Genomic DNA, 18,921 nt, shown 5'->3' with positions numbered 1-18,921 from the left:
CATGGCGATCGCGATCCGCATCGAGACCGTCACCCGCAGCTTCGGCGCCGTCAGGGCCGTCGACGATGTCAGCCTGGACATCCGCGCCGGCGAGTTCTTCACGCTGCTCGGCTCGTCGGGATGCGGCAAGAGCACGCTGCTCAAGCTGATCGGCGGCTTCGACGGCCCGACGGCAGGGCGCATCACCTTCGACGGCGAGGACATGGCCCGCGTGCCGGCCAATCGCCGCCCCGTCAACACGGTGTTCCAGAGCCTCGGCCTGTTCCCGCACATGACGGTGGCGCAGAATGTCGGCTACGGGTTGCGCCTGCGCGGCCTTTCCGGCGAGGCGCTGCGGGCCAAGGTCGAGGACGCGCTCGACCTCGTCGAGCTCTCGGGCTTCGGGCCGCGCGACGTGAACCTGCTCTCCGGCGGCCAGCGCCAGCGCGTCGCCCTGGCGCGCGCCCTGGTGATGGAGCCGGGCATCCTGCTGCTCGACGAGCCGCTGACCGGCCTGGACGAGCGGCTGCGCCAGCAGATGCGCGACGAGTTCGGCCGCCTGCACAGGCGCACCGGCGCCACCTTCATCCTCGTCACCCACAACCAGGACGAAGCGCTCAGCCTCTCCGACCGCATGGCGGTGATGCATCGCGGCCGGATCGAGCAGGTGGACGCGCCGGCGCGCTTCTTCGAGGCGCCCGCGAACGCCTTCGTCGCCCGCTTCGTCGGGATCGACACGCTGCTGCGGCCCGAGGCCATCGTCCGCGACGGAGCGGCCGGCCGGGTCGGCTGGGCGACGATCGCCGGCCAGCGCCTGCCGGTGCAGCTTGCGGACGGAACGGACATGGCCGGCAGCATCGTCGCCATCCGCCCGGACCGGCTGGTGGTGGCGCCGCCGGCGGCGGGCGCCGACCTGCCGACGCTGTCGCTCGCCGTGGTCGACACGACGTTCCGCGGCCTCCACCGCGACGTCAGGCTTGCCTTCGTCGACGGCCAGACGCTGGTGGTGGCGCTGGCGGCCGATGCCGGCGTCCCGGCGCCGGGCGACGTGATGACGATCGGCCTGAGGCCGGGCGCGGCGCTGCAACTATCCGGTTCCGGCATGCCGGCCTCGGCGTGACGCGGCGGACCCGACCCCGACGGTCGGCAAGACGAAAGAGGGGACAAGGAAATGGCATTGCAAGATCGATCCGGCCCGGCCGCGCTTCGCAGCAACATGCAGCGCCGCCACCTTTTGAAGCTGATGGGCGCCGGCGCGGCCGCCCTGACCGTCGGCGGCCTGCCCCGCCTCGCCATGGCCGCGGAGACGGCCGGCGTCGCCTTCTGGGCCACCGCGACGCTCGACATCGGCGAGAAATGGGCGGAGTTCGCCTCCGAGACGGGCGTCATGCCGGAATTTACCGACAACGGCAACGATGTCGGCCCGGTGATCGCGCGCCTGGCCGCGGGCAACGCCAACGATCTCTTCGACGTCGGCGGCTTCCAGGGCGGCGCCGAGAAGGAATTGGTCCGCCAGGGACTGATCGTCCCCTGGGACCTCGCCAAGATCCCGAACTATGACGGCGTCTGGCAATGGGCCAAGGACATTCCCACCCTCAAGCACGAGGGCAAGCAATACGGCATCCCCGCCGTGATCAATGCCGACTCGATCATCTACCGGCCCGACAAGCTCGGCAAGGTCGACAGCTACGGCGTCATCTTCGACCCGAAGCTGAAGGGGCGCGTGGCGATGGAGGACGCCTGGATCAACAGCGCGGTGTTCACGGCCATCTATCTCAAGGAGGCCGAGAACAAGCCGATCGGCGACCCCGGCAACCTGACCGAGTCCGAGCTCGGCCTGGTGATGGAGTTCCTGATCAAGCACAAGAAGGACGGCCAGTTCCGCACCTTCTGGAACGGCTGGGAGCAGGGCGTCCAGCTCGTCGCCAACGAGGAGGTCGACGCCATGACCGGCTGGGAGCCGATTGTCCTCGAGGGCCGCAAGCGCGGCCTGCAGGTCGAGTATGCCGCACCGGTGGAAGGCTATGAGGGCTGGGGCAACAACACCGTGCTCCTCAAGGGCGCCGCCGACCGCGGCACCGCGGATGCCGCCCATGCCTTCGTCAACGGACTCCTGGCCGGCTTCTACGGCTGCGAGCTCGGCAAGTCGCGCGGCTACCTCGTGCCGACCGACAACAATCTCGCCTATGCCGAGAAGCACCCGGACGCCTATCCGCCCAAGGAGGTGAAGGCGCTGGGTGACCATGTGAAGGCCAAGTTCGGCGGCAAGATCTACTGGCAGAACTGCCGGCCGGACAAGTTCCAACTCTACGAGGAATGGTGGCAGAAGCTGCGCAACGCGTGAGGCGGCAGCCCGGCCGCCGGGGCCCGCCCGCGGCCGGTCGATGCATGCAGAGGACGGAAGATACCGGCGGTAGACCAGACCTCGCCGGTTCGACCGTCACGGCCGGATCAGGTTCCATGGGCGCCAGGACACGATCGAAGGGTACCGCCTGCACGACCGGCAACGTGCGTTCTGCCGCCACGACCGCCCGCGGTCCGGCAACCCACGCGCACGGCTCGGTCTCCGCCGTCATGGCCGGGCCTGTCCGCATAGGCGCCAGGACAGGGCCGAGCCATGTCGTTCCAGGAGAGGGCGACGCCCTCTCGGTTGTCATCGCCGGACTTGATCCCATAGGCGCTGAGATAAGCGATCGTCGGAGGACCGGGCTCAACCTCTCAGGAGCGTCATGGCCGGACTTGATCCGGCCATCCCGAGCGAAATCGAACTCGATTTCGCTGCGAGATCGCTTACGATATCGTAAGGGAATGCGGCAATTGACCAGTCCTGCGAGGTCACCATCGTATCATTCTGCCAGATCTGTGGCCGCGCGGATGGTCGGATCAAGTCCGGCCATGACGGCTGAGAGGACGTCGTCCTTCTCGAGAGCGGCATGGTTCGGCCCTGTCTCAGCGCCCGTGGGACTTGCCATGACGCGGTCTTGCCGGCCCATCCCGGCTCCCTTGTCCCGCGGCGTGCGCAGCGGAGCGAGGGCATGAAGGCGTCCCGGTCCGCGCTGCTGCTGCTGATGTCGCCGCCGCTCCTGGCCATCCTCGTCCTGGGGCTGCTGCCGCTCGCCCTCGTCGTCGTCTGGAGCTTCTGGGCCTGGGATCCCGCGACCTACTGGATCAAGCCGGAGCTGAGCTTTGCCGGCTATGCCGGCATCCTGGAGGCGGGGCGCTGGACGGTGATCCTCTCGACCTTGGCCAAGGCCTTCCTCGCCGCGGCGCTCTGCCTCCTGATCGCCTATCCCACGGCCTACGCCGTGCACTTCCTCGCCGGGCGCCGGCTCGCGGTGACGCTGTTGGCGCTGATGACGATCCCCTTCTTTACCTCCTACCTCATCCGCTCCTTTTCCTGGCGGCTGGTGCTCGGGCGCACCGGCGCCATCAACACGCTGCTGCAGGCGGTCGGACTGACCTCGGCGCCGCTCGACTGGCTGTTGTTCAGCGACTTCGCCGTGATCGTCGGCCTCGTCGCCTCCTACCTTCCCTTCGCGACCTTCCCGCTGATCCTGGCCATGCGGCGCGTCGACCCCATCGCGCTCGCCGCGGCGCGCGACCTCGGCGCCGACTTCTGGACGATGGTGCGGACCGTGCTGCTGCCGCTGACCTTCTCGGGCATCTTCGCCGGCTTCCTCTTCGTCTTCGTCATGGTCGCCGGCTCCTCCACCGAGGTGCAGATGCTGGGCGGCGCCGGCGCGAGCATCGTGTCGGTGATGATCAACGACGTCATGCGCGTCGCCAACTATCCGCTTGCCTTCGCCATCTCGACCGTCGTGCTCGTCGTGGTCTTCGGGATGGTCCTGATCGGCAACTGGGCCTTCGGCCTGGCGCGGCTGTTCGAGGACCGCAGCCCATGACCGTCCGCGACGAACCCGTCCCACGCCTGGTGGTGTGGACGATCACCATCCTCGGCCTCATCGCGATCTATGCGCCGCCGTTCTACCTCCTCGGCGTCTCCTTCGGGCCGTCCCTGCAGCCGGGCCTGCCGCGGCCCTCAGACGCGACGCTGAAATGGTATCTGGCGCTGGCGGGCGAGCATGCGCTGCTCGCCGCGCTCTGGCAGTCCCTCGTCGTCGCGACGGTCACCGCGGCGGCGGCGACGGCGCTGTCGCTGCTCGCCGCTCTGGCCTATGTCGACCTGCACGGGCGCCGCGCCGCCTGGTTCCTGGCGGTCATCCTGCCGATGTTCGTGCCCGGCGTCATCCAGGGCCTGGCCCTGTCGGCCGTGATGACGCGCGCGGGCGTCAAGGCGTCCGCCCTGACCGTCATCGCCGGCCATCTCCTGTGGGCGATGCCCTTCGCCTTCATCGTCATCCTCACCAGCTTCGCCGCGGTCCGCCGCTCCTACCTGACGGCGGCCGCCGATCTCGGCGCCGGCCGCTGGCAGCAGTTCCGGGATATCACGCTGCCGCTGATCCGGCCGGGGCTGGTCAGCGCCTTCATCTTCTCCTTCCTGCTCTCGCTCAACGAGTTCACCCGCGCCTTCTACCTGGCCGGACGCCAGAACACCCTGCCGGTCGTCCTGTTCGGCAAGATGAATTCCGGCGCATCGCCGACGATCTATGCCATGTCCGGCGCGATCTTCATCGTCTCGGTCCTGTGCGTGGCGGCAATCTCCGCCCGAGCCCTGGTGAAGCGGCCGCGAGGGTAGGGGCAGCGAGGGAGGCCGTCCGTGCCAGGGCGGCCTATCCCTCGATCACCCGTCCCGGGCTCATCAGGCCGGCCGGGTCGAGCGCCTGCTTGAGGGTGCGCATCAGCTCGCCGTCCACGACCGGCAGGCGCTCGGCCAGGGCCTGGCGCTTGGCCCGGCCGATGCCGTGCTCGGCGCTGATCGAGCCGCCGCGGCGGTCGACCTCGGCGAAGATCACGGCCTCGCAGCGGTGCAGGAAATCGATCCGCTCGGCGTCCGGCATGGCGGACGGGGCCAGCACGTTGAAGTGGATGTTGCCGTCGCCGACATGGCCGTAGGCCAGCGCCGTGGCCGCCGGTTCCGCCGCGGCGAGCGCGGCATGCGCCGTGTCGAGGAAGGCGGCGATGGCCGAGATCGGCACGGAGACGTCGGTGCGCAGGTGCCGGCCGCGGCGGGCCTGGGCCTCGACCAGATCCTCGCGGATGCGCCACAGCGCCCGGGCCTGGCCGATCGTGCCGGCCAGGGTGCCGTCGAAAACAAGGCCCTGCTCGAGCGCGGCCTCCAGGAAGCGCTGCACCAGGGCATTGAGGTCGACCAGGCCGCTGGCCGAGGCCTCCATCAGCACATAGCAGGGGGCTTTCGTCTCCAGCGGGTCGCGCAGCTCGGGCGTCGCCTCCAGGGCGAGCTCGACGCCGAGGCGCGGGATAATCTCGAAGGCCGAGAGCAGGTCGGCAAGGTCGCGCCGGGCGGCGCCGTAGAGCGCCACCGCGGCCGCGGCCGACTCGACGGCGAGGAAAGCGGTCTCGACCTGGGTCGGCCGCGGGAACAGCTTCAGGCTTGCGGCGGTGACGATGCCGAGCGTGCCTTCCGAGCCGACGAAGAGCTGCTTGAGGTCGTAGCCGGTGTTGTTCTTGTGCAGCTTCCTCAGGCCGTTCCAGATGCGGCCGTCGGGCAGCACCACTTCCAGGCCGAGCACCAGGTTGCGCGTCATGCCGTAGCGCAGCACGTTGATGCCGCCGGCATTGGTGGCGACATTGCCGCCGATCTGGCAGCTGCCCTGCGCCCCGAGCGAGAGCGGGAAGATGCGATCCTCGGCCGCTGCGGCCTCATGGACATTGGCGAGGATGCAGCCGGCCTCCACCGTCATGGAGAAGTTGACGGCGTCGATCTCGCGGATGCGGTTCAGCCGCTCCAGGCTGACCACCACCTCCGTCCCGTCGGGCGAAGGGACGGCGCCGGCGACGAGGCCGGTATGGCCGCCCTGCGGCGTCACCGCCACGCCGGCCGCGGCGCACAGGCGCACGATCTCGGCCACCTCCTCGGCGTCGCGCGGGCGCAGGATCGCCCGCGCCCGGCCGATGGCATCGCGCGGCCAGTCGCTGAGATAACGCTCCTGCTCGTCTCCGTCTCCCACGGGGTCGAAGGCCTCAAGGCGCGCGTCGAGATCGTCCGGCCGGCCGGCGCTGGCGTGCTGGGGCATCGGCCGTCAGAACACCACGACGTCGGCGCTGCCGTCGGCGTGGCCGACCACCATCTCGTTGGCGATGCCGACGAACAGCCCGTGCTCGACCACGCCGGGGATCTCGTTGAAGCGCGGCGCCAGCCGGTCGGGATCGCCGATCGCCTTCAGGTGGCAGTCGAGGATGTAGTGGGCGCTGTCGGTCAGCACGGGGCTGGCCTCGCCGCCGCGCAGCACGATCGGCACCTCGCCGAAGCCGAACTCGGCGAACAGCTTCTGCAACTGATGGGCGGTGTTGCGCCAGCCGAAGCGGATCACCTCGATCGGCAGCGGAAAGCGGCCGAGCGTGTCGACGATCTTGGTGTCGTCGGCGATGCAGACCATGCGTTTGGAGGCACGGGCCACCATCTTTTCCCAGAGCAGGCAGGCGCCGCCGCCCTTGATCATCCGGCCGGCATGGTCGACCTCGTCCGGCCCGTCGAGCGTGACTTCGAGCTCGGTGACATCGTTGAGGTCGAGCAGCGGCACGCCGACCTCGAGGGCGACGTCGCGCGTGGCGTTGGAGGTCGGCACGCCGGCTATGCGCAGGCCCTTGGCGACTTCCTCGCCCAGGGCGCGGACGAACCAGTGCGAGGTCGTGCCCGAGCCGAGGCCGATCTGCATGTCGTTCCCGAGATAGGTGGCGATGGCCTTGCGGCCGGCGGCGATCTTGGCCTTGTCCTGTTCGGTCCTGGGCTGCAGCATCGGTTCCTTGCTCCTGGTTCGGGCGTTGGCCGGCGATGCGAAGGCATCCGGCCTCATGACGGGGGCGGCAGGCGTCGGCTGTCCGGGCGGTGCGCCCGTCAGTCCATGAATTTCTCGGTCAGCCAGGGGTCGAGGGCGGTCAGGTTGTCCGGCATGCGCCGGCCCTGCTTCAGCCCGATGGCGACGACGAGCATGTTGATGACGAGGAAATGGTTCAACCGGGCGGTCAGCGGCGTGTAGAGCTCGCTGTGCTCGTAGCGGGGCACGGCGATGACGATGTCGCAGGTCCGCGCCAGCTGGGATTGCGGGGCGGTGACGGCGATGGTCGCCACCCCGTTCTCCCGCGCCGTGGCCGCGACGTTGACCAGCGTGCGCGTCGCGCCGGAATGGGAGAAGAACACGGCCGCCTCGTCGCTGCGCAGCGTCGGCGCCAGCAGCATCTGGCGCTGGGATTCCAGCACCGTGCGGCAGTGCAGGCCGAGCCGGAACAGCTTGTGCTCGGCGTCGAAGGCGACGGTCTCGGAAATGCCGAGGCCGAGCAGGAACACCGCCCGCGCGTTCAGCATGCTCGTCGCCGCCCGCTCCACCGCGTCGGCATCGACGTCGCTGGCGAAGCGCTTGATGGCGTTCATCGAGTTGGTCAGGATCTTGTCGCAGGCCGCGGCGATGCTGTCGCCCTGCTCGATGGCGCGGTGGGTGAAGGGCGGCTCGGGCGAGAGCCCCTGGGCCAGCCGTACCTTGAACTCGGGATAGCCCGAGCAGCCCAGCCGCCGGCAGAAGCGCACGATGGTGGGATCGCTGACGTCGGCGGCCTTCTTCAGGTCCACCATGCTCATGGTGATCACGGCCTCGGGCTGCTTCAGCACGACCTCGGCGAGGCGCAGCTCCGCCTTGCTGAGCGTATCCCGGATCCTGGCGACCTGCTTGAGCATGGCGGAAGGGCCTCAGCTTGCGCCGACGGGGCTGGGCAGCAGGTCGGCGAAGCGCGCCAGCCGGGCCGAGGCCGGCACGTCGACCTCGCGGCCGGTGCCCCAGTCGACGATGCGGCAACGGATGTCGGCGGCCGCGGCGCAGTCGCGGTCGATGGCGGTGTCGCCGACGAAGACGGTGTCCGCCGCCGTGACGCCGAGCGCGGCGACGGTATGCAGCAGCGGGCGCGGATCGGGCTTGGTGAAGGGCGTGGTGTCGGCGCCGACCACGACCGACATCAGCGGCAGCAGGCCGAAATGGTCCAGCACCGTCACCGCGAGCTCCTGCAGCTTGTTGGTGCACACGCCCAGGCGGATGCCGGAGGCGTGCAGGGCCCTGAGTGCCGGCGCCGCGTCGGCATAGAGTTTCGAGGCGGCGACCGGAGCGGCGCGGTAATGGGCGAGGTAGCGCGCCGTGTCGGCGTCGAGGTCGTCGCTGGCGACGCCGAGCGCGGCAAACAGCTTCTGCACCAGCATGCGTGCGCCTTCGCCGATGAAGCCCTCGACGAAGGCCACCTCCTGGGCGGGCACGCCGCGGTCGGCCAGCAGCCGGTTCATCGCCAGGGCGATGTCGGGGGCGCTGTCGACCAGCGTGCCGTCGAGATCGAAGATGACTGCCTTCATGTCGGGGCCTTTCCGTCGCGATCGCCATCGGCAAGCCTCGCAAGATCCGCGAAGGTCGGCTCCAGCGTCGCATAGAGCGATTTGTGGATGGGGTGGAGGGCGTCGTAAAGTCGGGCCCGAGCCGGGTCGGGCGCGGCCTGCGAGGTCTCGTCGACCACGCCGATCGCCGCGTCAAGGTTCGGCCAGCGCCCGGCGCCGACGCCGGCCAGCAGCGCCGCGCCGAAGGCTCCGCCTTCGGAGGCGCCGGACACGGTGGCGACCGGGCGGCCGGTGACGTCGGCCAGCAGCTCCAGCCAGATGCGCGAGGCGGTGGCGCCGCCCGAGGCGCGCAGGCTGCCGGCGCTCAGGCCCGCCTCGGCGAAGAGGTCGAGGATGGCGCGCATGTTGAGGAGCACACCCTCCATCACCGCCCGGGCCATGTGGCCGAGGCCATGGCCGCGGGTGAGGCCGACCCAGGCGCCGCGTCCGTCCGGCGCCACGTGCGGGCAGCGCTCGCCCATCAGGTAGGGCAGGAACAGGAGGCCTCCGGCGCCGGCCGGTGTGGCGGCGGCGAGGGTGGCCAGGCGGTCGAAGCCGAGATCCGGGGCGAGCGCCTCCAGCGTCTGCTTCAGCCAGTGGAAGGAGCCGCCGGCATTGAGCGAGACGCCCATGACGTGCCAGCGGTCGGGCGCGTTGCCGCAGGAGACCTGCACCAGGCCGCCGCGATTGTCCGGGCAGGCGCGGGCGGCGCCGCCGACGATGCCGGCCGTGCCGATGGTGACGCCGATGTGGCCCGGCTCGGCCACGCCCTGGGACGTGGTCTGCATGACGGAATCGCCGCCGCCGGCCACCACCGGCAGTCCGGCCGGCAGGCCCCACAGGGCCGCGGCCTCGGGCGAGAGGCCGCCGGTGACCTCGCCGGATTCGAAGGCCATCGGCGTGTGCGCCTCGGTGAGGCCGACGGCCGCCAGCATCTCCGGCGACCAGCGGCGGCGGGCGACGTCGAACAGGCCGGTGCCCGAGGCGTCGGAGACGTCGGTGGCGTGCACCCCGGTCATGCGCAGGCGCAGATAATCCTTCGGGTTGAGGAAGCGGCGCATGCGGGCGAAGGCCTCGGGCTCGTGCTCGGCCAGCCAGAGGACCTTGCCGCCGGTGAAGCCGGGCAGCATGCGGTTGTTCGTCAGGGCGAGCAGGGCGTCGAGGCCGCCGACCCGGGCGGTGATCGTCTCGCATTGCGGCGCGGCCCGCTGGTCGCACCACAGCATGGCCGGCCGGATCACCCGGTCCCCGGCGTCGAGCGGCACCAGCCCGTGCATCTGGCCGGTGAGGCCGATGGCGTGGACGCGCCGGTCCCGGAGCTGCGCCAGCACGGCCGAGACCGTCTCGGCCGCCGCACGCCACCAGTCGTCCGGATCCTGCTCGGCCCAGCCCGGGCGCGGCGTCGACAGGGGATAGTCGGCGGTGGCGCGCGCCAGGACCCGGCCGTCGGCGTCGAGGGCCAGCGTCTTGCAGGTCGAGGTGCCGATATCGATACCGAGGAAGCAGGGCGGGGCGGTCATGGCGGCGCGGATCCTCCGGGCTCAGGCGCGATGGCGGATGCGCACATGCTTGAGGGTGAGATAGCCTTCCATGCCCTCGCGCCCGTGCTCATAGCCGACGCCGCTCTTGCGCCGGCCGCCATAGGGCGCGTTGATCGTGCCCGCGTCGACATTGTTGATGGCGACGCTGCCGAAGGACAAGCGCCGGGCGAGTTCGAACATCTCGCCGGCGTCGCGGGCATAGGCATAGGCGGCAAGGCCATAGGGCGAGGCGTTGGCGAGCTCGATCGCCTCCTCCAGCGTGTCGTAGGCGGTGACGCCGACCACCGGGCCGAAGGTCTCGGCGCTCATCACCAGCATGTCGGAGGTGCAGTCGGCCAGCACCGTCGGCTCGTAGAAGTGGCCGGCTGTCCGGCCTTCGGGAGGCCTGCCGCCGCAGCCCAGGCGCGCGCCCCTGGCGAGGGCGTCGGCGACGTGCTCGCGCACCTTGACCAGGCCGGCGGCGTTGGTCATCGGCCCGAGATCGGCGGCGGGATTGGCGAGGCCGTCGTCGATCACCAGCCGCCGCGCCGCCGCGACGAGGTCCGCGACGAAGCGTTCGTACAGCGGGCGGTGGACATAGATGCGGTTGATGGCGATGCAGACCTGGCCCATGTTGCGGAAGCCGCGCCGGGCCGCGCCCTTGACGGCGGCGTCGAGGTCGGCGCTCGGGGCCACCAGCAGCGGGCAGGTGCCGCCGAGCTCCAGCGACACCGACTTGATGCCGCCCATGGTGCGGAAGATCTGTTCGCCCACGGCCTGCGAGCCGGTGAAGGCGATCTTGTCGATGTCGGGATGGGAGACCAGGGCCTGGCCGGTGCGGCCGTCGCCGATGACGAGGTTGACGACACCGGGCGGCAGGCCGGCCTCGTGCAGGCATTCGATCACGCCGATGGCCGAAAGCGGCGTCCATTCCGACGGCTTGACCACCAGGGTGCAGCCGGCGGCGAGCCCGGCGCCGAGCTTCCAGCCGATCAGCTCGACCGGATAGTTCCAGGGCGCGATCGCCGCGGCCACGCCCATCGGCTCCTTCTCGACCAGACTGAGATACCCGGCCTCCTCGTTCGGGGCGGTGTAGCCGAGGACACGCACCGCCTCCTCGGCATAATAGGCGAAGGTCTTGGCGAGCTTGTCGACCTCGCCGAGCGCCTCGTTGAGCGGCTTGCCCTGCTCGCGCGTCATGGCGCGGGCGATCGGCTCGCAGCTGGCGGCGACGCGGGCGCCGGCCCGGCGCAGGATCTCGGCCCGCCGATGGGCGCCGAGGTCGCGCCAAGCCGGGAAGGCGCGGCGGGCGGCCGCCACGGCCCTGTCGACCAGCGCCGGCCCGCTCTGGGGCACGCGGGCGATCACCGTCTCGGTCGCGGGATTGACCACGTCGATCCACTCGGCCACGCCCTCGGCCGTCCAGGCGCCGTCGATGTAGTTGGGATGGGTCGGGATGTCGGTCATGGCGGGTCTCGGGGCCGAAGCGGTGGCCGTGTTCGGAACGGGATGGACGGCGGGGCGCCATCCGGCAAGCATATTCTATCTAGTTTAACTACAGACGTGCCCGTGGCGGCCGGCCGGTCAGCGACCGGCCGACATGCGCACCCGGACGGCGTCGATGGCCACGGCGACGAAGATCATCAGGCCGCCGATCATGCCGACATAGAAGGAGGGGAAGCTGACCACGGCCAGGCCCGCCTGGATGGTGGTGAGCAGCAGCACGCCGCCGAGGATGCCGACGACCGAGCCGCGGCCGCCGAAGACGCTGACCCCGCCGATGATCGGCGCGGCGATGGCATAGAGCAGGAAGCCCTCGCCCTGGTTGGAGGTGATCGCCATCTGCCAGGCGGCCAGCATGTAGCCGGCGATGCCGGCGAGCAGGCCCGACAGGGTGAAGGCGAGGATCTTGATGCGCTCGACGCGGATGCCGGCGGCGGCCGAGGCGGCGGCGTTGCCGCCGACCGCATAGATGCTGCGGCCGAGCACGGTGCGGCGCAGCATGATCGCCATCGCGGCGAGACACGCCACGAACACCAGCGGCATGATCGGCCAGGTGGCGAGGGTGGCCTGACCGATCCAGGTGTAGGCGTCCGGCATGTTGGCGACGGTGTTGCCCTCGGTGATGGCGAGCAGGGCGCCCTGCAGGATGATCATCATCGCCAGGGTCTCGATCAGCGACACCATGCGCAGGCGCGTGACGCACAGGCCGTTGAACAGGCCGACGCCGGCCCCGGCGACGATGCCGAGCGGGATGCCCGCCCACCAGGGCATGCCGTGGCCGATCGCCAGCGCCCCCAGCACCGAGGAGAAGCCCATGTTCGAGGCGATCGACAGGTCGATCTCGGCCACGAGCAGCGGCAGCGAGATGGCGAGGGCGAGCAGGCCCAGCACGGTCGCCTGGACCATGATGTTCTGCATGTTGTTGACCGTGAAGAAGTAGGGGTTGAACACCCCGAAGATCACGATCAGGCCGAGCAGCCAGAACCAGACGACGTTCTGGAGCAGCCATTGCAGCACGGCGGAGCGGCCGCCGCCTGCCGGCCGGGCGGCCGTGGGAGCGATGCCGCCGGCCCGGGTGCCGACGTCGAAGGAGGCTCCGTCGCTCATGGCTGGCTGGTCCCTTTGCTGTTGGCGCCGCCCCGGTCGAAGGCCGCGGCGCGCAGGCGTTCCTTGGTGATGTCGGTGCCGGTGAGGGTCTCGACGATCGAGCCCCCCGAGAAGACGCAGACGCGGTCCACCACCCGCACCATCTCGTCGAGGTCGGTGGTGATGATGATCATGCTCATGCCCGCCGCCGTCAGCGTGTCGATCTGGCGGTGGACGTCCTCCTTGACGCCGACATCGATGCCGCGGGTCGGCTCGTCGAGGATCAGCAGCCTGGGACCGGTGGCGATGACGCGGCCGAGGCAGACCTTCTGCTGGTTGCCGCCGCTGAGGGCGTCGCCCGGCGTGTCGAGGCCCGGCGCCTTGACACCCATCTGCCTGAAGAAGGTGCGCGCAGTCTCCTCCTCGCGGCGGACGTCGATCCAGCCGAAGGAAGAGAGGGCGTCGAGGCTCGACATCACCAGGTTGTCGCGGATCGAGCGGATGCCGACCAGGCCGTCGCGGCGCCGGTCGTCGGAGAGATAGGCGATGCCGGCCCGGAAGGCTTCGCGCGGGTCGCGCGGCAGCGGCGCCGGGCCTGCGGCGCCGGCAGTGAAGCGGCCCGCTTCGACCGGCACGAGGCCGAACATGCAGCGGGCGAAGTCCTTGGCGCCGGAGCCGGGCAGGCCGGCGAAGCCGACGATCTCGCCGGGGGCGATGGCGAAGGCCTCGACCGCGACGCCGGGCGCGCGCACGCCCCGGAAGCTGAGGCCGCCATCAGCGGAAAGGCTCTCCGGCGCCCGGCGCCGGCGATGGAACAGGGCGAGGTCGCGGCCGAGCACCAGTTCCGAGAGACGGTCGGAGTCGAGGGCGGCGATGTCGTGGCTCTCGCCGGCGAGCGAGCCGTCCCGCAGCACCGAGACCGCGTCGCAGATCTCCAGGATCTCCTCGTTGTAGTGCGAGATGAAGATGAAGGTGACGCCGCGGGCCTTGAGCTCGCGCATGAAGTCGAACAGGTGGTTGCGGTCGGCGACGGTGAGCGAGGTGGTCGGCTCGTCGAGGATGATCACCTCGCCGCCGCTGAACAGGGCGCGCAGGATGTTGAGCTTGCGCTTTTCCACCGCGCCGAGCGAGCCGGCAGGCGCCTCCGGGGCGATGCCGGTATCCGCCAGCATGCGCGTGGCGTCCCGGCGCAGGCGGCTGCGGTCGACGAAGCCGCGCCGGACCGGCCAGCGGCCGAGCATCAGGTTCTCCTCGACGCTGAGCTGCTCGACGATCATCGGCTCCTGGGTGACCAGGAACACGCCGGAGCGTTCCATGCTCTTGACGTCCTGGCCGGCGACCGGCTGGTCGCCGAGCCAGATCTCGCCGCTGGTCGGGGTTTTCATGCCGGAGATCAGGCCGACGAGCGTCGACTTGCCGGCGCCGTTCTCGCCGAGCAGGCCGTGGATCGTGCCGCGCCGCACCGAGAGCGAGACGCCCTTGAGCGCCTGCACGCTGCCATAGGTCTTCACCAGGTTCTCGGCCCGCAGGATCGTCCCTTCGGAGGCAGGGACCGGCTGGCGCGCGGCGTTCGTCATGGCATGTCCATGGGATTGCGGCCTCGGGAGGCAGGCGTGCGGGGAGGCGCCGAAGGCCCCCTCCCGGCCGGAAGAGGGGCTGCGGCACGGGGCGCGCCTACTTGTAGCGCAGGCCCCACTCGTTGTAGGCGATGTTGCCCCACATGCGCTTGTCGTCGACATTGGACTTGTCGATGACGAAGGGGGCGATGATCAGCGAGGGACCGGTGATCGAGTCGGTGATCGTGGCGCGCTCCCAGTAGTATTTCTTGTTCTCGTAGGGGCCGATCGGTACCGGCTGCTCCTTCATCGCGTACTTTTCCAGCATCTCGACGGTGATCTCGGCATAGGCGATCGGATCCTGCGCGACCGATGCGTCCATATAGCCGTCCCTGATCCACTGATGCGCGATCGGCTCGCCGTCGATGTTGACGAAGATGACGTGGCCTTCCTCGCCGACCTTCTTCCAGCGGTTCTTCTGCTGCAGGGCGGTGACGATGCCGCGCGAGGGCGTGTCGCTGGGCGCGTGCACGGCGTCCAGGGTCGGCACCTCGGCCAGGGTGGCGAGGGTGACGGCCTGCATCTTGTCGATCTTGCCCTCGGTCGGCCGGCTGTAGAGCTTGACCTCCGGGTACTTCTGCATGGTGGCCTCGAAGCCCTCCTTGCGCAGGCGCCAGGCGACGCTCTGCAGGGCGCCGTAGCAATTGAGCACCGTGCCCTTGGGCGAGCCGTGCCGGGCGGTGAGGAGCTTGACGATCTGCTCGGCGGCCATGGCGCCACCCTGGTAGTTGTCGAAGTCGACGGTGATGGCGACCTGGCCGTCGAGCGCCGGCGTGTCGATGATGCCGACCGGGATCTTCTTGGCGTTGTAGCGCTTGATGGCGCTGGCGATGGCCTGGCTGTCGATCGGGTCGGAAATGATGGCAGCCGGGCCCTTCAGCAAAAGGTTCTGCCACTGCTCGAGCTGGCGGGTGTTGTCGAAGTTGGCGTTGACCGCCTGGAACTCCCAGCCCTGGGCCTCGACGGCGCGCTTGACGGCTTCTTCCTGGGTGACGAAGAAATAATAGTCGAGGCTCTTGTTGCTGTAGGGAACGAAGGGCTTCTTGCCCCCGGCGAAGGCGCCGTGCGCCCCGCCTGCCAGGGCGACGCCCGCAGCCGCGGCGCCCTTGAGGAAGGCGCGACGGGACGATCGGAAAAGATCCGCAGACATGGTGTTTCCTCCGTTTCGAGCGCTTTGCGCGCTCAAAGCCGACCCAACCGGCATGTTTGTAGTTTGACTATCTAGTTTTTCTACATTTCGGAGGGCGTGTCAAGCGCGGCCGGGGGAGCGCGATCGATGGTGCGAGCAGGAAGGGGGCGAGGGCGGGAATGGGTGCATAAAGCCTTCTCCGCGAAGCGGGGAAGGTGCCAATCCGTAGGATTGGCGGACGGGGCGCGGTCCGCAAGGCTCCGGCTTTGGCCCCGCCTGCCACCGTCGTGCCATGCCGGCGAAGCCGGAGCCCTGCTTGCCGCACCCCATCCGACCCGACTTCGTCGGGCTACCTTCCCCGCCTCACCAATCTCGGGTGTTCCCGAGATCGGCATGCAAGAGAGCAAGTCGGAAACATCCGACTTGCAGGGAGAAGGCTCTTCCACGCCCTTTTTCGGACGGGGTCGGACCTGCCTGTCGCTCGGCGCAACGCCACCCCTGAAACGACGATGGCCGGGTTTCCCCGGCCATGCTCTGGGTCTTCTGTCGGACGGCGAGCGCTACACGGCCATGCGGACGTCGTCGTCGCTCGGCTCGCGCAGCACGTAGCCGCGGCCCCAGACGGTCTCGATGTAGTTCTTGCCGGCCGTGGCATTGGCCAGCTTCTTGCGCAGCTTGCAGATGAAGACGTCGATGATCTTCAGTTCCGGCTCGTCCATGCCGCCATAGAGGTGGTTGAGGAACATTTCCTTGGTGAGGGTCGTGCCCTTGCGCAGCGAGAGCAGCTCCAGCATCTGATATTCCTTGCCGGTCAGATGCACGCGGGCCCCGGAGACTTCCACGGTCTTGGTGTCGAGGTTGACGATCAGGTCGCCGGTGGCGATCACCGACTGGGCATGGCCCTTCGAGCGGCGGACGATGGCGTGGATGCGGGCGACCAGCTCGTCCTTGTGGAAGGGCTTGGTCAGGTAGTCGTCGGCGCCGAAGCCGAGGCCCTTGACCTTGTCCTCGATGCCGGCAAGGCCGGAGAGGATCAGGATCGGCGTCTTGACCTTGGCGACGCGCAGCGAGCGCAGCACCTCGTAGCCCGACATGTCCGGCAGGTTCAGGTCGAGGAGGATGATGTCGTAGTCGTAGAGCTTGCCGAGATCCACGCCCTCCTCGCCGAGGTCGGTCGTGTAGACATTGAAACTCTCCGACTTGAGCATCAGCTCGATGCTCTGAGCCGTGGCGCTGTCGTCCTCGATCAGCAATACGCGCATCTCTATCCCCCACCGCGCCCCTTGAGGGGTCGCCAGCCCGCCCGCAATCGCGAGCGGCACGGTGAATCCGCCTCGACGATGATTACGACAACACTACGCCCTAATGGTTAACAAATTCTGATTCTTCCAAGCAAGCCCATCTGCGCAGAATGTGCGCAAATCATCATAAAGCTTTGCCACAAAGAGGAATTCGTCAGGCTGCCGTCCTCATCTTCCATACCAAGATCTGTCGTTAAGTGATTCAACCGACTCGACCCTTTGCCAATTCCTTGACGAAAGAGGTTTCCAGTCCGTTGATCACCCCAGGTGATCATTAAGGAGGCGGGTAAATTAAAGGTTACCATCGAGTCGGTTGCGAAATGATTCGTGGCGCTCGTCCGGATGCCGCTTCCGCGGTGCCGGGGCGCGCCTGGCACGTGAGGGCGACATGGGCCTGGAGGCTCTGATCGAGGAGATCGCCGGCATGCCGGAGGCGGTCGTCTATGGCCGCGTCGCGGCGGTGCGCGGCCTGATGGTCGAGATCGCCGGCCCGGTCCATGCCATGATCGTCGGCGGTCGCGTGACGATCGAGATCGCCCATGACCGGCTGGTGCCGTGCGAGATCGTCGGCTTCGAGGGGGACCGGGCCCTAGCCCTCGCCTTCGGGGCGCTGGACGGGGTGCGGCGTGGCTGCAAGGCGGTGGTGGGTGTCGCCTCGGCCGGCGTGCGCCCGTGCGAGGCCTGGCTGGGGCGCGTCGTCAACGCGCTGGGCGAGCCGATCGACGGCAAGGGGCCGCTGCCGTCCGGCCGGACGCTCTACCCGTTCCGGGCCCTGCCGCCGCCGGCCCATGCCCGCCGCCGGGTCGGGGCGCCGCTCGACCTCGGGGTGCGGGCTCTCAACGCCTTCGCGACCTGCTGCCGGGGCCAGCGCATGGGCATCTTCGCCGGCTCGGGCGTCGGCAAGTCGGTGCTGCTGTCGATGCTGGCGCGCAACGTCGCCTCCGGCGTCTCGGTGATCGGCCTGGTCGGCGAACGCGGCCGCGAGGTCCAGGAGTTCCTGCAGGACGATCTCGGCGAGGAGGGGCTGTCGCGCTCGGTCGTGGTGGTGGCGACCTCGGACGAGCCGGCACTGATGCGCCGCAACGCCGCCTATCTCACCCTGGCGCTGGCCGAGCATTTCCGCGACCTCGGCCGCGACGTCTTGTGCATGATCGACAGCATCACGCGCTTCGCCATGGCCCAGCGCGAGATCGGACTCTCGGCCGGCGAGCCGCCGACTGCCAAGGGCTACACGCCGACCGTCTTCTCCGAGCTGCCGCGCCTCCTGGAGCGGGCCGGGCCCGGCATGGGGGAGGGGACGATCTCCGGCGTCTTCACCGTGCTGGTCGACGGCGACGACCACAACGAGCCGGTGGCGGATGCGGTGCGCGGCATCCTCGACGGCCATATCGTCATGGAGCGGGCGATCGCCGAACGCGGCCGCTACCCCGCCATCAACGTCCTGAAGACGGTGTCGCGCACCATGCCGCGGGCCACCGACCCCGACTTCCTCGGCACGGTCCGCAAGGCCCGGCAGATCATGGCCACCTATGCCGACATGGAGGAACTGATCCGCCTCGGCGCCTACCGCAGCGGCTCGAGCGCCGAGGTGGACGAAGCCATTCGGCTCAACCCGGAATTCGAGGCTTTTCTAAGACAGGGTAAGGAAGAATTCACGTCCATGCGCGATGGTTATCTTCGTCTGGCCGAGATCGTCGGAGCCGCGGCGCGCTAGCGCCCGGATCCGTGCGCCGGCCGAACGGAGTGAAGATCGATGAAGTCGCGCGAGACCCTTATCCGGCTGAAACGCTTCCAGGTCGACGAGAAGCGCCGGCAGGTCACGCAAATCGAGACGATGGTTGCCGAATTCGAGAGGATGGCCGCTGAACTCGACCGCGAGATCCGCCAGGAGGAGCAGAAGGCCGGCATCACGGACACCGCCCACTTCGCCTATCCAACCTATGCGCGCGCCGCCATGGTGCGCCGGGACAACCTGATGGATTCCGCCAACGACCTGAAGAGTAAGCTCGACTCGGCCAAGGCCGCCCTGGGCGAGGCCTTCGAGGAGCTGAAGAAGGTCGAGATCCTGGACGACCGCGAGAAGGCGAGCGAGCGGGCCGTGGAGGCCCAGCGCGAGCAGTCGGAGATGGACCGGATCGGCCTGGCGCGGGGCCACGGCCGGGCATAGGCCGCCAGACAGCCGCACCCATGGCGTGACGCGCCCGCCCCGGTCTTCGCCGCGGCGGGCTTCGGCGCGTCGGGATTGCGCTGGCCATGGACAAGGCGAATCCGGGGCCGCGGCCCGCTCCGTCATCGACCC

16 protein-coding genes are annotated in these 18,921 nt (G+C 69.4%); 6 read left to right on the top strand and 10 right to left on the bottom strand.

The annotated features are described in order from the left end of the window. Nucleotide 1 precedes the first annotated feature (1 nt). The 4 genes from AC27L4_RS11605 (at nucleotide 2) to AC27L4_RS11590 (ending at nucleotide 4,675) form a co-directional block, all read left to right on the top strand. Entirely contained in the window at nucleotides 2-1,099 is a 1,098-nt protein-coding gene (locus AC27L4_RS11605) for an ABC transporter ATP-binding protein (protein ID WP_487142283.1), read from the top strand. A gap of 96 nt (nucleotides 1,100-1,195) precedes the next feature. Next, a complete protein-coding gene (locus tag AC27L4_RS11600) occupies nucleotides 1,196-2,323 on the top strand; it encodes an ABC transporter substrate-binding protein (RefSeq protein WP_487142925.1) in 1,128 nt (375 codons plus the stop codon). Between the two features lie 691 nt (nucleotides 2,324-3,014). Then, complete coding sequence (locus tag AC27L4_RS11595; protein WP_487142282.1) at nucleotides 3,015-3,881, top strand: ABC transporter permease; 867 nt, start codon at nucleotides 3,015-3,017, stop codon at nucleotides 3,879-3,881. Beyond that, the gene (locus AC27L4_RS11590) at nucleotides 3,878-4,675 is read left to right on the top strand and encodes an ABC transporter permease (protein ID WP_487142281.1); all 798 of its coding nucleotides are present in this window, start codon (nucleotides 3,878-3,880) and stop codon (nucleotides 4,673-4,675) included. The genes AC27L4_RS11595 and AC27L4_RS11590 overlap by 4 nt, the downstream gene beginning before the upstream one ends. Nucleotides 4,676-4,709: 34 nt before the next feature. Here AC27L4_RS11590 and AC27L4_RS11585 read toward each other — a convergent pair whose 3' ends face one another. The 10 genes from AC27L4_RS11585 to ctrA all read right to left on the bottom strand — a co-directional run bounded on the left by AC27L4_RS11585 (nucleotide 4,710) and on the right by ctrA (nucleotide 16,583). Continuing rightward, the gene (locus AC27L4_RS11585) at nucleotides 4,710-6,134 is read right to left on the bottom strand and encodes an FAD-binding oxidoreductase (RefSeq protein WP_487142280.1); all 1,425 of its coding nucleotides are present in this window, start codon (nucleotides 6,132-6,134) and stop codon (nucleotides 4,710-4,712) included. Nucleotides 6,135-6,140: 6 nt separating this feature from the next. After that, nucleotides 6,141-6,857, bottom strand: coding sequence for a ribose-5-phosphate isomerase RpiA (gene rpiA, locus AC27L4_RS11580; protein ID WP_487142278.1), 717 nt, complete (start codon nucleotides 6,855-6,857; stop codon nucleotides 6,141-6,143). Between the two features lie 98 nt (nucleotides 6,858-6,955). Beyond that, nucleotides 6,956-7,789, bottom strand: a complete 834-nt coding sequence (locus AC27L4_RS11575; RefSeq protein WP_487142277.1) for a MurR/RpiR family transcriptional regulator — start codon at nucleotides 7,787-7,789, stop codon at nucleotides 6,956-6,958. 12 nt (nucleotides 7,790-7,801) lie between these two features. Next, the gene (locus tag AC27L4_RS11570) at nucleotides 7,802-8,449 is read right to left on the bottom strand and encodes an HAD family hydrolase (protein WP_487142276.1); all 648 of its coding nucleotides are present in this window, start codon (nucleotides 8,447-8,449) and stop codon (nucleotides 7,802-7,804) included. Then, on the bottom strand, nucleotides 8,446-9,987 hold the full coding sequence (xylB, locus tag AC27L4_RS11565; RefSeq protein ID WP_487142275.1) for a xylulokinase: 1,542 nt from the start codon (nucleotides 9,985-9,987) through the stop codon (nucleotides 8,446-8,448). The genes AC27L4_RS11570 and xylB overlap by 4 nt, the downstream gene beginning before the upstream one ends. Before the next feature lie 21 nt (nucleotides 9,988-10,008). Further along, entirely contained in the window at nucleotides 10,009-11,454 is a 1,446-nt protein-coding gene (locus tag AC27L4_RS11560; protein WP_487142274.1) for an aldehyde dehydrogenase family protein, read from the bottom strand. Nucleotides 11,455-11,571: 117 nt separating this feature from the next. After that, complete coding sequence (locus AC27L4_RS11555; RefSeq protein WP_487142272.1) at nucleotides 11,572-12,597, bottom strand: ABC transporter permease; 1,026 nt, start codon at nucleotides 12,595-12,597, stop codon at nucleotides 11,572-11,574. Next, nucleotides 12,594-14,153, bottom strand: coding sequence for a sugar ABC transporter ATP-binding protein (locus tag AC27L4_RS11550; protein ID WP_487142271.1), 1,560 nt, complete (start codon nucleotides 14,151-14,153; stop codon nucleotides 12,594-12,596). The genes AC27L4_RS11555 and AC27L4_RS11550 overlap by 4 nt, the downstream gene beginning before the upstream one ends. Nucleotides 14,154-14,250: 97 nt before the next feature. Continuing rightward, nucleotides 14,251-15,342 (bottom strand): sugar ABC transporter substrate-binding protein, encoded by a 1,092-nt coding sequence (locus tag AC27L4_RS11545; protein WP_487142269.1) that lies wholly within the window; start codon nucleotides 15,340-15,342, stop codon nucleotides 14,251-14,253. Nucleotides 15,343-15,881: 539 nt separating this feature from the next. Continuing rightward, entirely contained in the window at nucleotides 15,882-16,583 is a 702-nt protein-coding gene (gene ctrA, locus AC27L4_RS11540) for a response regulator transcription factor CtrA (protein WP_487142268.1), read from the bottom strand. Between the two features lie 433 nt (nucleotides 16,584-17,016). On the opposite strand from ctrA, the gene fliI reads away from it, so the two are divergent. Next, entirely contained in the window at nucleotides 17,017-18,336 is a 1,320-nt protein-coding gene (gene fliI, locus AC27L4_RS11535) for a flagellar protein export ATPase FliI (protein ID WP_487142924.1), read from the top strand. Nucleotides 18,337-18,375: 39 nt separating this feature from the next. Further along, nucleotides 18,376-18,789: a flagellar export protein FliJ gene (gene fliJ / locus AC27L4_RS11530; protein ID WP_487142267.1), complete on the top strand. Its 414-nt coding sequence runs from the start codon at nucleotides 18,376-18,378 to the stop codon at nucleotides 18,787-18,789. Nucleotides 18,790-18,921: the final 132 nt, after the last annotated feature.

Source organism: Labrys sp. Lb11 (assembly GCF_057554225.1).
The sequence above is the reverse complement of the archived record's forward strand: the minus strand, read 5'-3'. Positions and strand labels throughout refer to the sequence as shown.